This is a genomic window from Bacillus sp. 16GRE42, from assembly GCF_019837435.1.
GTDB lineage: Bacteria > Bacillota > Bacilli > Bacillales > Bacillaceae_G > Bacillus_A > Bacillus_A wiedmannii.
This window is the reverse complement of sequence record NZ_JADAXF010000001.1, coordinates 50,145-64,372: the sequence shown is the minus strand read 5'-3', so window position 1 is coordinate 64,372 and position 14,228 is coordinate 50,145. Positions and strand designations below refer to the sequence as shown.

General features: G+C 32.0%; 12 protein-coding genes and 3 pseudogenes. 2 read left to right on the top strand and 13 right to left on the bottom strand.

The features are described 5' to 3' along the window. Nucleotides 1-41: 41 nt before the first annotated feature. Nucleotides 42-380 carry a winged helix-turn-helix transcriptional regulator gene (locus ILS93_RS00305; RefSeq protein ID WP_064469748.1) on the bottom strand — a complete coding sequence of 113 codons (339 nt, stop codon included), beginning with the start codon at nt 378-380 and terminating at the stop codon, nt 42-44. A 185-nt stretch (nt 381-565) separates the two neighbouring features. Between ILS93_RS00305 and ILS93_RS00300 the strand changes: the two genes are divergently transcribed. Continuing rightward, the gene (locus ILS93_RS00300) at nt 566-1,282 is read left to right on the top strand and encodes an SDR family oxidoreductase (RefSeq protein ID WP_088047090.1); all 717 of its coding nucleotides are present in this window, start codon (nt 566-568) and stop codon (nt 1,280-1,282) included. A 42-nt stretch (nt 1,283-1,324) separates the two neighbouring features. Here ILS93_RS00300 and ILS93_RS00295 read toward each other — a convergent pair whose 3' ends face one another. Both ILS93_RS00295 and ILS93_RS00290 read right to left on the bottom strand, forming a co-directional pair. Further along, nucleotides 1,325-1,882, bottom strand: coding sequence for an NUDIX domain-containing protein (locus tag ILS93_RS00295; protein ID WP_222659568.1), 558 nt, complete (start codon nt 1,880-1,882; stop codon nt 1,325-1,327). Nucleotides 1,883-1,931: 49 nt separating this feature from the next. After that, nucleotides 1,932-2,060, bottom strand: a complete 129-nt coding sequence (locus ILS93_RS00290; RefSeq protein WP_255449769.1) for a hypothetical protein — start codon at nt 2,058-2,060, stop codon at nt 1,932-1,934. Nucleotides 2,061-2,224: 164 nt separating this feature from the next. On the opposite strand from ILS93_RS00290, the pseudogene ILS93_RS00285 reads away from it, so the two are divergent. Further along, nucleotides 2,225-2,476, top strand: a pseudogene (locus ILS93_RS00285) (MFS transporter); the annotation flags it as partial. A 269-nt stretch (nt 2,477-2,745) separates the two neighbouring features. Here the strand turns inward: ILS93_RS00285 and ILS93_RS00280 are convergent. The 10 genes and pseudogenes from ILS93_RS00280 to ILS93_RS00235 form a co-directional block, all read right to left on the bottom strand. Continuing rightward, the gene (locus ILS93_RS00280) at nt 2,746-3,378 is read right to left on the bottom strand and encodes a type 1 glutamine amidotransferase family protein (protein WP_064475313.1); all 633 of its coding nucleotides are present in this window, start codon (nt 3,376-3,378) and stop codon (nt 2,746-2,748) included. 71 nt (nt 3,379-3,449) lie between these two features. Next, nucleotides 3,450-4,415: pseudogene (locus tag ILS93_RS00275) on the bottom strand (helix-turn-helix transcriptional regulator). Between the two features lie 64 nt (nt 4,416-4,479). Next, nucleotides 4,480-4,716 (bottom strand): annotated as a pseudogene (locus tag ILS93_RS00270) (helix-turn-helix domain-containing protein); the annotation flags it as partial. Between the two features lie 226 nt (nt 4,717-4,942). Then, nucleotides 4,943-5,752, bottom strand: a complete 810-nt coding sequence (locus ILS93_RS00265; RefSeq protein ID WP_098111713.1) for a MerR family transcriptional regulator — start codon at nt 5,750-5,752, stop codon at nt 4,943-4,945. 184 nt (nt 5,753-5,936) lie between these two features. Continuing rightward, entirely contained in the window at nt 5,937-9,107 is a 3,171-nt protein-coding gene (locus ILS93_RS00260; RefSeq protein ID WP_222659566.1) for an ATP-binding cassette domain-containing protein, read from the bottom strand. A gap of 79 nt (nt 9,108-9,186) precedes the next feature. Further along, nucleotides 9,187-9,666 (bottom strand): SRPBCC family protein, encoded by a 480-nt coding sequence (locus ILS93_RS00255; RefSeq protein ID WP_064475309.1) that lies wholly within the window; start codon nt 9,664-9,666, stop codon nt 9,187-9,189. Nucleotides 9,667-9,763: 97 nt separating this feature from the next. Then, the gene (locus tag ILS93_RS00250; protein WP_088047095.1) at nt 9,764-10,501 is read right to left on the bottom strand and encodes a hypothetical protein; all 738 of its coding nucleotides are present in this window, start codon (nt 10,499-10,501) and stop codon (nt 9,764-9,766) included. 79 nt (nt 10,502-10,580) lie between these two features. Then, nucleotides 10,581-11,138 carry a class I SAM-dependent methyltransferase gene (locus ILS93_RS00245; protein WP_064475307.1) on the bottom strand — a complete coding sequence of 186 codons (558 nt, stop codon included), beginning with the start codon at nt 11,136-11,138 and terminating at the stop codon, nt 10,581-10,583. 119 nt (nt 11,139-11,257) lie between these two features. After that, complete coding sequence (locus ILS93_RS00240; protein ID WP_222659564.1) at nt 11,258-13,216, bottom strand: MSCRAMM family protein; 1,959 nt, start codon at nt 13,214-13,216, stop codon at nt 11,258-11,260. A 153-nt stretch (nt 13,217-13,369) separates the two neighbouring features. Then, complete coding sequence (locus ILS93_RS00235) at nt 13,370-14,173, bottom strand: class C sortase (RefSeq protein WP_222659562.1); 804 nt, start codon at nt 14,171-14,173, stop codon at nt 13,370-13,372. Between the last annotated feature and the right edge of the window lie 55 nt (nt 14,174-14,228).

Here is a 14,228-nt window from a genome sequence, read left to right as displayed (position 1 = left end):
TCGAAATAGCAGCTTTATACATTTCAGTTTACATAATATATTTACAGTTCATCTTCATTAATATATTCTAAATGTCTTCTTCCCCAACCACACATGCTATCTAACACAGTACTTACTGTTTTTCCATGTTCAGATAAACTATATTCCACTTTAGGTGGTATTTCTTGATAAATTTCTCGTTTTATTAGTTGATCTTGCTCTAATTCACGCAATTGCTTCGCTAACGTCCCTTGAGATATATCTGGTATTAATCGCTTTAATTCACCAAACCGTTTTGTTCCGTCTGTTAATAATATAAACAAAATAAGTGGTTTCCATTTCCCACCAATTATTTGTAATGTCGCTATTACTCCTTTTAACTTCGGTTCTTGTAAATCCATTTTTCACACCTCTCCTCTGACATCACAAATCTTTTTTCACATTGCATATCCGCATGAATAGTGATTAGTACGAAATATGCGACTATGTACATAAAAAGTGCGTACTTTTCACTTGCTATCTTTTAGCGAATAATAAAGAAATAATAGTTTTATTTTAACGTTTTTATTAAAGGAGTGGCTTAAATATGTCTATTACTACATTAAAAGGTAGCCGTATCGTTATCATTGGTGGGAGTTCTGGTATTGGGTTTGCAACAGCAAAACAAGCAATTGAACAAGGAGCACATGTTATTATTGCAGGGCGTTCGACTGAAAAATTAATGATTGCTCAAGAAGTAATAAATAACCTTCATCTTCAAACTTATGTATTGGATAACCAAAATAAAAACCAATTACAAGATTTTTTCAAGAAAGTTGGGAATTTTGATCACTTGTTCACACCAGGAGCCTCTTACACACTTGGACCTATAACCGCTACTGATGATATTGCTGAAAGCAGCTTTATCGGCAAGTTTTGGCCACAATATTATGCCGTAAAATATGCAATTCCTTTTCTTTCAGACTCCGGATCTATCGTATTAATGTCCGGTGCATTTAGTCAAAAACCGCTTAAAGGGGCACCTGCTTATGGAGCTTGTAATGGTGCTATTGAGAGTTTAGGGAAAGCTTTAGCTGTTGAAATAGCTCCTATAAGAGTTAATGTTGTTTCCCCTGGAACGATACGGAGGGAAAATGAACAAAACGAAAATAGACTAGCTGCTTATGAAGCTTATAAATCTCTTTCTCTTCTAAAGAGGCCTGGGCATAATGATGAAATTGCACATACTGTTCTATATTTAATGCAAAATAGTTTTACTACAGGCAATGTATTGTTTCCTGATGGAGGATACACATACCATTAAATTATTTAAAACAAAAGCCCCTTATTAAGGTGGCTTTTGTTGCTAATTTAGAAACTGCTGCAGTAATAAAGGATCCTCTTTTAAAATTCCTGCTAAAAACATAAGTTGTGGAAAAGGTTGTAAGATTAACTCTTTATTCATTTTTTCTTTCAATACAGCTATTCCATCTTGCTTAATATAATCGTTTAGTGTTATTTTTTTACTACAAATTAGCCTAATATCACTTACTGAAAGTAATAAGAGCCCGTTCGTTTCAGAGGATGGAGTTGGTTCATTTTCTGCATGTGCCATATACATAATAGATAAAGTTTCATCTGGACTATCAATAATTAAAATTGGATTGACTTCATTTTCTACTTTTACTTTCTTTGATTTTGCATTCCAATTCTCTTTATAATATGTAATTGGTGAACTCAATATAGCAATATCGATAGTAGCTTCTTCTTTCACTTCTCTTTTAGCTGTTTCTACTGCTGTTTCATCCCCTTCTTTATGTCCTCCGAGCCTTACTACACCTAATGTATCACCTTGAAAAACAAATAAATTCTTATATATTACATACGCACCAGCTGTTCGCACATTCTTATCTATATGTATCAATATTTTCCCTCCTAACGACCTTTGAATAAAATAGTTTACTATAATTTTATTATGTATTTAAATTATCTTCAATCCAACACACAGCATCAAGTAGGTTTTGCGCTATATACTCAGGTACTGTTTCTTTCCACGAATGTCTATACTTTGTTAATGAATTTTCTCCCCATCCTGTTCGCAATTAAATCTTTTTCATAATACTGCCCTCATTTTTATTTCCTCCTTTAGATTTTAAAAATACCTATAAAAAGTAGGATTCATCTAAAAATTACAGAATTCTATATATAACAAGTATTGGACGGATGATTTTCAAATTCCTCTATAATAAAGGTGGTTCAAACAGTTGTGAAATTTATACTAGAACGCAGGCTTACCATTAAGACAACTTTCTCAAAAGAATACAAGATTTTCATTTTTGGTTTACTCATTTCACGAATTGGAGATTCACTATATACTTTTGCATTGCCTTGGATTGCCTATCAATTAACCGGTTCAGCTGTAATTATGAGTTCTTTATTTACTATTAATTTGCCAATTGTTTTATTCGGCCCTTTAGTTGGTGTAATGATTGATCAATACGATCGAAAAAAGTTACTATGGATGGAAAGATAATTATGTATGATTGGTTAATTGAAATTGAAGAACGAAAATATCCATTACACTCCGCTCATTTTGTACATTTTTAAATAAAATTTTGACAGTAGTTGACGAATCGAATCAAGAAGTAATTTCTCTTGATATTTACGGATAAGTTGATAAAAGGGTAGCGTCAGGAAAATACGAATTTACAACGATAAGAAAATTCCAAATTAAAAAGCCCAACTTCTCTACAAATCAAAATAGAGAAATTGAGCTTTTCAGTTACTTCATTTATTTATTGAATTCATTAACTTGAAGAAGTATTCAGGTTTATGAGTCTTATTTAGGTTATACCATGAATGTAATGCATCTGGTGTAAATACATCTATTTTTTTCAGTACCTCCATTGCAAATTCCAGAGGAGCTATTCCTGATGCAGTAACTAAATTCGTATCAGATACCGCAGATTCCGACTCATAGAATTTTTCTCCTTTATAGTTAGGACATACCATTTTAGTATATTCTAAGTTATTACTTGTATGCTTTCTAGTATCTAAGTATCCCATATTCGCGAGGCCCTCAGTTGCACCACAAATTGCAGCAACAATAGTACCAAGCTTTAAAGCTTGGCCAATTGTTTCCAAGATCGGTTGATGAATTTCTTCACTCCAAGTAGTCCCTCCTGGTAAAATTAAAAGATCTTTACTCTCAAGAGTACATTCATCAAGGGAAATATCTGGTTTTATACTCAGTCCTCCCATAGTAGTAATCATTTCTTTATTAGCTCCTACTGTAATTACTTTTAAAGGTGCTAAATCTTTTTTAAAATATCTTCCTGAGTTTAATTCTGCAATTAAATATCCATATTCCCAGTCCGACATTGTGTTAAATACATATAGAAATACTTTTTTTGTTTGCATCCAATAACACTCCAATCACAATTTATATAGCTATTATAATATAACTTCCCTGACAGTTAACGTCAGGGAAGTTATATTACTTGATGAAATTTTATTAATTCTGAAAGAACTTCAATAAGTCTTTTCTTAAGACTTATTGGCTCAATAACTTTAATAGATTTATTGTACGGCAAAAGTAAATAAGGTACATATGTATGTATTATATCTTTTTCAAGAAGAAAAACTGCTTGATTTGAAGTCCGTTCTTGTAAATAATGTCCTAAAAACCAATGTTGGCAAATATCAGCCAATACACTTTTATCCCCATTAATAACCAAAGAAATAGTCCCTTCCTTATCTTCTATAGTTGGAAGAAGACCTTTTATAAAAAAGTCACGTGCTGAAAAATTTTATGGTCGGTTAAACTTATTTTCTGTTAGCATTAGACTTTCAATTCGATCTACTCTGAAACTACGGATATCATTCCTAAGATGACAAAATCCAATCACATACCACTTATTATTCCAATAGATAATTTTGTACGGATCGACCAATCTATAATTTAATTGCTTTTCACCACTTTTATGGTAAATAATTTTTACTGAGTACCCGTCAGCTACCGCCTGCTCCAACTCCTTCAAAAAAGGTTCCATAGAGAGCGAACTTAATCGACTTATTACTTCAAGACTAGCTAAATGTTGGTTTATCTTTGTTTCCTGCTCTTGATTTGAGTATTTACTTAGTTTTGAAATGGCCCTATTTAGTGCTTCACCTCCATAATATCCCGCTTCTTCTGCAAAAACAGCAGCGTGAAATAGTGCAGTTTGCTCCTCAAAATCAAAAAAAAGAGGAGCCTCAATAAAATTGTTCAATAAAGTGTATCCACCGTTATGTCCTGGTTCTGAAATGATAGGTACGCCACTTGTTGAAATTGTATCAATATAACGATACACAGTCCTTATATTCATCTCTAACTTTTCTGAAATTTGTTTTGCAGTAATTTTTTCACCTGAACGAAGCATCCATAGAATTGCTAACATATTGTCAATTTTAGGCATATAATTCCACCTCTATATGAAATTTATTTTCTATTGTAATATTTCCTATTTTTAGTATAACTCATCAACTGTTCCTTTCCGATAGCTTTCTATATAATGAGAACCTAGACACATTTGTAATTTCACAAATTTGATTTACAGTCATATCTCCCTCTTTATTAAGCTTTACTGCATGATGTTTATGGTACTTCTTTAACCGACCTTTAAACTTTCCTTCTTTCTTAGCCAGTTCAATTCCTTCACGCTACCGCATACGGATAAGATCACGTTCTGGTTGGTTTACACCCGCCATAACCGTAATCTTGCACCATATGTCACCTTTTTGCTGGGAACATATTAATTTGCTAGGAGAATACCATTTTAATTCAGAGAAAGTGATCTCATTAGATTCTTTAAGGCCACTGAAACTTTCTTAACATTATTAAAAACGGGAGAATCGTCAGAAAAAAAGGTTTAGCATTGTAACATTTCCCTGACGGTACCCATAAAGAAAAAAGGCATTAATTATATGCCTTTTTTCTTTATCATCATTTAACTGGATAACAAACTTCTGTAACCCACTTATTAGGATCCGATTCCATCGCTGGGCTCACATGATAAATATTATACATTGGACCTGCTAATTCGTAACCTTCTGTCTCAATCCATTTTGCTGCAGCCTCATTTACAGCTGTCATTTGTTCATAACTTCCATTAACCGTTATGGAAGCTACATTAGTTGATTCAATATTTTTAAATGTAACGTCTTTTGTCTTTTCGTGCTTCCCTAAAATACTTAGCTGTATTTCTACATCTACATCATTTTCTTTGTATTCACGATCATGGAAAACTGCAATACTATAACTCGGATGGGCAATGCTAATATTTTTCATTTGTATTTCTTGCATTAATATACCCCATAAATCCCCTTCGCGATTATAAGATGGAATAACCTTTCTAACACTAGCTACATTTCTTTCTGGAATTTCTTTTATTGAAACATGATAGTTCATCTCAACAACATCCTCTCTCATCGTTTTCATTGAGGCTTCGAGAAGACGTAATTGTTTTTGGAGGTCATCCATTTCATCCTTTATTTGAGCACTACGATTTTCAAATTGTAATTTTATTACTTCCATATTATCGCTCTCTACTATTTCTTTAATAGTAGCAATATTAAACCCCATATCTTTTAATGTTTGAATTTGATTTACTTTCTTTAATTGGGCTGCTGAATAATATCGATATCCACTTTGTTCATCGACTTTTACTGGCTGTAATAATTCCACTTTATCGTAGTGTCTCAACATACGTATACTAATGGAAGATAGTTTTGAAAAATCCCCTATTTTAAACATGTTTTCCTCCTATGAATTACATCTACTTCGAAGCTCAACTTCATCTTAAACAATGACATTGTGTGAGAGTCAACTACTTTTAATGATTTAAATAATAATTAAATGCGTTATATTTATATAATTAAAATTGCATATTTTCGTTTTTATAATCAATTATGCTAATACAACATATTAGTTGTTTCGCTTAATTATTTATCTCCAGACATTCATAAACCGCCATCATATCTTGTTTATCCAATTCACGAATGCGATTAAAAATTGGTATTTGCGAAACATCTTCTGTTAATAAGCTTTCATCCACAACATCACAAATTTTTCCAGTTAACCATGTTTGTACATCCACGCTCTCAACAACTTCTTTTAGTCCTTCGTCATTAATACCAGTTGCAGTACAAGTTACACATGGAATTGTTAGTTTAAATACACCATCATGTAAATTATCTTCCGTTATAACTTTCTTTCCTTTACAGAATGGACATGGATTACTTTTTTTAATTTTATTAATTTGGGTAACTAACTTTTTGTATCCAAACGCTTCGTATACATACGTAAGTTTTTTATATTTACCATTTGTGAAATACTTATCTATAATGTTTTCTCTCGTTTCATAAACATTAGGGAAATCACAAACAGTTACTTGATTATTAACACTAATGGATTCGATATTTCCTTTTATTTCGTCCCAGAATGGTAAGACATTTTGTAACACCATTTCGTAGTTTGAAAAGCTTGCCTGTTCTAATTCAAACATTTTCAGTGCAACTTGTGCTTTTTTTGGCAATAAAGAAACATCTTCTGTCAATCTCATATCGCCACCAACAATAGATTTCAATTTTTGAAGTGCAGGTAAATCACCGACTATCTTCAACACTTCATCAATAGGTTGATTGATAATTTCACGAATATCGAAGTTAGCAAATTTAAGCGGTTTTTGATGATTTAATACCGTTCCCTCACAAATTGGACATGTTATCAATTCTTTAGAAGTCTTAATTTCCTCTTTAATAGCTGCTTTTGAAATAACAATATATCCACCAATAATCGTATTAAATCCTACCCATGTTCTGCGTGTCTTTCCTTTTTTATCATAAAATGATTTTTCAAAATATCCGTACCAAAACGTATGCTTTTCTTCTTCTGACATATCATTATAGCTCTTTGATAAATCGTGACCAAGCTCATTTTTAATTTCTTCAAATAAAAATTCTATTTTTTCATATTGATAAAATTTTAATACTTTCATGATTTCCGGATCAAATAAACCATCCCAAAATGGAACGTTTTTATCTTGAATTGCAATATCTTTATCAAAAACTTCAATTTGAAGGCGTCCAGAACAAGATGGACAATGATTGTCCTGTGAATAGAAATCAAAACTTCTCGTATCTTTATTAGTTGGATGAGCAGCTACAATATGATTAATTAGTCCACCAATTTCATATAAGAAACTATATTGACTATATAAATGTCTTTCAAGATCAATAGCAACAACAGGTGCAATTGTATCAGATTCATATTCACTATAAATTAAACGGGCCATTGATGATAAACTTTTTAAAATACCACCCTTATAAATGTTTTCGGCATTTTTAAAATAGTGAATATGATTTTCTTCTAAATAGTGAACGCCTTCTTTATGCTTAAGTGCTGAAGAAATATGTATTTGCTCTGCATTATTCACACTGCTTTTTTGACGATAATAATCTTCATGACTTACTACATCAAGATGCTTTATAGATTCAAGCTGTCTTTTCCCGAAATCTACAATATAATCAGAGCTTTCTAACATATAACTATTATGTTCAATCATGATGATAGAGACTGATTCATCTTGTAATATCCCTCTAACACTATCTATAAATTGGTTTAAAATATTTTGTGATAAACCTTTTGAAGGCTCATCAAAAATAAATAATGTATGTGGATTTCTTGTGTTTGCAAATAACTCCGAAACTAAATGAACACATTGGAACTCACCTGTTGATAATGTTTGTGTTTTTCGTTCTAACGTTAAATAACCTAGTCCTAATTTAATTAATAGACTCAAGCGTTTATACGCAATATCTTCATTTGGGAGTTCATCTATAATATCCTCAATCGAACGCTCAAAAATATCATCAATTTCTTCGCTATACTTTGTGAGTTTCTTTTTAATATCTAGGAAAGTGGCTACAGTTGATCGACTTGTAATGGATTGATTTCGATCTTGTCCTACCATAACTAATTTATCTTTTGGATATCGTTTCAAGAAATCTGTAGCTAAACATTCATTGACAAGTGTAGATTTCCCGCATCCAGATTCTCCAGTAACCGTCACAAGCCTATTTTTAGGGATTTGAAACTCCGCCATTTGGATATTACGGCAATTTAATTCATGGAATGTATAATATTCTGTTGGTACTTCTTTATTTAGATCCGACAGTATTGGTTTTGGTCTTGGCGATTCTTTCACAATTTGTCCACCATATTTTCCGCTACCAGGTCCAAAGAACAATTGCTCATCTGTTGTATCCAGTACAGTATCTGAATGATCAATGAGCCAAATTTGATTTTTACACCCTAACTGCTTAATCTCTTCTAATATTTGTAATAATGTTTCATGATCAAGTCCAACTGAAATCTCATCAATAATAATTACAGCATTTTCGCTTACTGCCATAAATTCAGCCAAATATAGTCTTGTTAACTCTCCACCTGACAACGTACCCATAATTCGATTTAATGTTAAATAACCAATGTTCATATTAATTATATTTTGCAGTATATGTTGCTTTGCTTCACTAATATTTAACTCTTCCGCTAACGAAAGAATAGACTCAACACTTAAATCATTAATATTTGAAATTGTATGTGGTTTAGCAAATAAATCTATCGTATGTTGTTCGATTTCTTCGCTATAACGTTTTCCCTTACATTTTTTACACTCAATATTTTTAGTAGTACCTCGGCCTTTACAGCCAGTACACCAGCCTAACTGGTTATTGAATGAAAAAACCTCAGGTGAAAGATGAAATACATCAGCAAGTTTTTCACGTACCTCTGTGAAAACACCAGTATGTGTACCGATTGTTGAACGTGGATTGGAAGAAATCGATGATTTTCCTAGAAAAAGAACTAAAGGCATATCTTCTATCTTAATAGCACTAAAATTCGTTTCCATAATGTTAGGAAATAAATATTGATATTCAGCCTTTGGCAATAAAGAAACTAATCGTTTTTTTGATTCTTCACCAATCGTTTGACAAAAGGTTGTTTTACCTGATCCTGATAAACCAGCAATTCCAAACGACTTATTAAATGGAATAGCTGTATCTAATTTATTTATGTTATTAGCAATTAATTGATTTACTTTCATATTAACCTCTATTCTTATTTTTCATGAAAACCATTTTTACAATATAATAATTATATAATAAATATATTATCTTACGTAATTATCCTCTCACTTCAAGAACCTTATCCTTATATATTTCAAACCATTGTTGCCATTCATCTTTAGAAAATTCTTTTTCTTTCCCTTCTAGTACGGAAGAAAAAAGATCTAAGCAAATATGCCAACCAGCTATATCTTTCGGTGTATGATCAGTTAATACATGAATGTACTCTTTAAGAAGTAAAAGAGTCCCACTTTCTTCTTTATGTATTTCAAATCGGACACGATCTTTATCCCAAGTAAATTCAAGTACTGAATTTACTTGACACTCTAAAATATCAATATTTATAAATGAACCGTCCATCATGTCGAACTTTATTATTCCACCCGTTTTAAGACTTTCAATTTGTAAATTAGACATCCATTTTTTAAGCTTACTGTTTTCTGTTAAAACAGACCAAACTTCCTCTATCGAATATGAAAAATAACGCTCAAATTGTACTACATATTCATTACCTTGTTTATCTATTACAGCTAACATTATAAATTAACCTCCTTTTCGCCTAAACGAATGTACGTTCTATTTTTATTTTACATGATTTCAATTAAAAAGGAAATCACTATTACATCCCATTAATTTAAGAGGTTTTTGTTAACTCCAAAATTGATCGACTTATTATATATGAGAGCTCTAATCTAATTGACCATGCTTTTATCGGGTCAATAATATTATCTTGGTTAAGGTTGTTCACGTATTTTAAACCTTCTACCGCAATGTAACGAATATTAAAATCTGTAAAAGTATTTATAATCATTGGCCATTCTCCATCAGTCATTCTGCATTTAGAATATTTTATTATGTAATCAATTGCTTGTTTTGATAACGCACATGAACCAGCTGTAATATCTACTTGTTTCCCTAATTGTAATGACATAATTTTATTCGATACTGTTTCTGTAATTTTCCATTCTTCAGGATGTGTCTGAAAAGCTTTCTCCGTTCTGCCAATGATTAAGTAATCTACATCAACTATATTCTGAATGAACGAATTAAGCTCAGCTGGATATTCTTTAATCCAAGTTAGCAAACGATCAAAATCACAATAGTGATAGTAATCATGATTATAGTTACTAACAAACTTCAAAGAATCCCTACGTGCGTTCCCTACTCCTGATTTTTCTACTATATTTATATGGAAGTTACATTCTGCTAGTTCTTTTACAACCTCTTTTGGTGTTACGTTACTAATTGTTATATATTTTTTATCATAATTTAAATTTAACAATTCCTCTTTTAGTTCTTTTATTGTAGATAATAAGCTCCCTGTTGGATCATGAGTAATGCATGTTAATACCACTTGTTTTATAGGTTGCATAGTATATTCATCCCCTTTGCAAAATAAAAAGCAGAAAGAACACTTTCTGCTTTTTATAATTAATTGCTTGAAAAACTTATCATTTAATCGCATCAACAATTAAAGATGGAAAACCAAGTTTATCACCTTTATTTCTAGAATCATATCTTTTCGAACGGAAAATAACACCGTCATTTGCATCCCATTCGTTGTAATAAAACTGACCATTTTCATCACAATATTCAAGTAAAAATACCTCAAATCCAGCAATTTTAAACATTTCCGTTAATGTTTTATAATTATGAACAATTTTATGACTTGCTGCTGGATGATCTTTCGGACCAGGTCCGCCTATTTGAACTATATTTTGGTATGCTTCGTCTCGGAAAAATGCATCAGGAACACCGCACCGAATGTGCCCTGCTGGCTTTAAAAATTCATAACAAATTTCTGCTGCCCTTACACCCTCTTCAAACGTAAGGTGTTCCCATACATGCTCAGCTAAAATAGCTGAAATAGAATTGTATTCAAATCTTTCTTCCCACGTAACTTTATCTAGTAAATTAAGTTCATCTTCTTGCGTTTGTATCCAACCTGGATTATTATTAAACACCCCGGCTCCGACTACTACTTTAATTTCATCTTGTTTTGTTCCCATCACTTTCACCTCGTGAAAATTTCGATTTATTAATATATTCTATGTTTACTATTATCCTCCCTTCTTCAACAAATTTAGTAGCATGAATCTAGTACAATACCGAACTCATCCCCTAAAAATTATCTAATGTAACGATTTTTCTTACAGAAATATAGCACGCCAAACATTAGCACAAAACCAATCACGTAAAAACTTGTTGTTCCGCTGCCACCAGTATTAGGGATTACCCAATTATTTTTCACATTTTTCACTGTTAGTTTTTGTGTCCTTACCGCTTCTGTAATTTCTATTTCTATTGGATCTCTAAGTAACATATATCCGTTTGGCGCTTTTATTTCTTTAATCGTATACTTTCCAAGTACTAACTGGTTGGAAATCACCTTTCCTTTTTCATCCGTTGTTAATCTAGTAACTTCTTTACCTTCTTTATCTAATACTTGAAATACAGCACCTTTTAGTTTTAAATTAATATCCTTATCATCAACTTTCTCAATTTCAAATTGCCCAGTCGGGTCTGGTAATTTCTTATTCCCTATTTTAATTTCTACTACTGTATCTTTTTCTATTTTTACAGCTATTTTATCTTTTAATAATTCATAACCTTTAGGTGCTTCTACTTCCACTAGGGTATAGTTACCTATTGGTAATTCCTTTGATATCGCTTCTCCTTGTCCATCTGTTACTAACTCACCAACTACTTTTTTATTTGAATCTTCAATATGAAACTTTGCTCCTGCTAGCTTTTTATTTTTATCGCTCGTATCTACTTTTACTAACTTCATTTTCCCCATTGGATCTGGTAATTTCTTATTCCCTATTTTAATTTCTACTACTGTATCTTTTTCTATTTTTACAGCTATTTTATCTTTTAATAATTCATAACCTTTAGGTGCTTCTACTTCCACTAGGGTATAGTTACCTATTGGTAATTCCTTTGATATCGCTTCTCCTTGTCCATCTGTTACTAACTCACCAACTACTTTTTTATTTGAATCTTCAATATGAAACTTTGCCCCCATCAATTCTTTATTATCATTATTACTATCTACTTTTTTTATCTTTACTTTTCCCGTACTAGGCTTGTTCCAATGTTGCCAATAAAATTTGAAATTGTGAAATTCAAATCCACCAGTTTGTTGTACTGCACCGACAAATGCTTGTCCATTAATCGAACCGCCTTTTGTTTCTAATACAGCATTTGGAGCAAACATACTCCCAACGACACCATATCCCTCTGTTGTGATCTTTTTTGCATTAGGAAAAACCCAAATCACCTTCCCGTATAACTCAGTGAACGGTGAATTAGGAGAATAGGGTTGTGATGTAGGAATTATATCTGTAGCCCTACCAATATCGTTCGTGTCATATAAGATAGCACCATTTTTAAATGTAACCTCTTTTGCATCTGAATACATAACGATAAAATCTTTTCCTTTAGCATTAGGTAAAAAGACATCTCTTATATCTAAATTGATTTTCCCTACCAATTCTGATGAAACATAAATATTAGGATTGTTTATATCTTTTCCAATTCCATAACTCATATTTGGAATTGGGGTATTCGTTTTATATTGACCTGCATTTTTACTGACTTGGTTCACTATGTTGTGAAATTCATTAAATTTCGCGTCAATTTCTAGTTTTTCTTTATAAACGATACGATCATAAGAAGATTGTATGATACGATCTGGATCACTCTCTTTTGTCATTACGACTATTCCATTTTGAATGATAAAAGATTCCTCTCTTGATTTTTTAAATTTTCCAGACAATAACAAGGATGGATATCCCTCATCATCCCATTTTTCCCCAACTATATTAGATGTTCCCGCTGCTGCACCTACAATTGTATAACCAGATGCATCCATATCACCTTGAACTGCAATTGCTCCTTCAATGTCTCCACCTACTGCTATATGGTTACCAAAGACAACAGCATTATAACGCGATATATCCCCTAGACCTTCTAAGTTAGTCGTGGATCCATATGCTTCTTTTGGTGCATATACGACAAAACTTACACATAACATTAACAAAACCATAAAATGAATACTTACCAACTTTAATCGTAACCTCAATTCCTTTGTTCCCACCTTTACCGTATTTTTTCTACAGTCGAATAAAGTGAAACTTTTTTCCGTGAGGATTTACTTCATCCCCTATATACCTTCTTTGCTTATCTCTGGATTTTCGGTCCCACTGCCCATTAATACAGGATAAATAACTTCATTCTATCGAGTTAATTTTTTCTTATAAATTGCGACTAGTAACACACAGAATAATAGGATTAAGACTACTACGGTCCACTTATTAAACATAAATATCTCTTTACGCATTTTTTGTTTTACTTTCTCGTTAAACTCCACACGCTCACCTCGAACCAGTAATCTATTTGTATTTACTCCATAAGGCGTACATGTAATTAATGTTATATAATCTTTATTTTCCACAATTTTCAAATCGTCCGTTTCGTTTGGTAACACTACTTTAATTTGATCTACTTTATAAGCAAGAATTTTGTCTAAAGAATGAATATAAAAAAGATCTCCTTCACTCAATTTATCTAGATCTGTAAATAATTTTGCTGATGGTAAACCACGATGCCCTGTTAAAATAGTGTGCGTATTTTCTCCACCTACCGGAAGTGAAGAATAATCTAAATGACCTACCCCGCGACTCAAAACTTCCTCAGAGGTCCCTTGATAGATTGGCAGTTTTATATTAATTTTCGATATTTCAATATACCCCATTACATCACCTAAATTTAACGCATCGACATACGCTTGATGATTATTTTTTTCTTCAGAAAATGGATCTGCAAATGTTTTCATGGAAGTTTGAACTTGTTTATTATATTCGGTTGCTTCTTTTTCCCTACGTTCAACTTCTTTCTTTTGTAGTGCTTTGATTTTCTTATCGTAGGAGCTAATCTCAGAATAATGTGCACGAGTCGCCAACCAATTACTAATAGTAGGATATAAAAAAATAGCTAATCCAAATAAAAAAATACCTCCTAAAACAAGATTTCGTTTCATATTTCCACCTCTGCATATACTAAAATATTGAAAAGAGGGGAGCATTTTGCTTCTC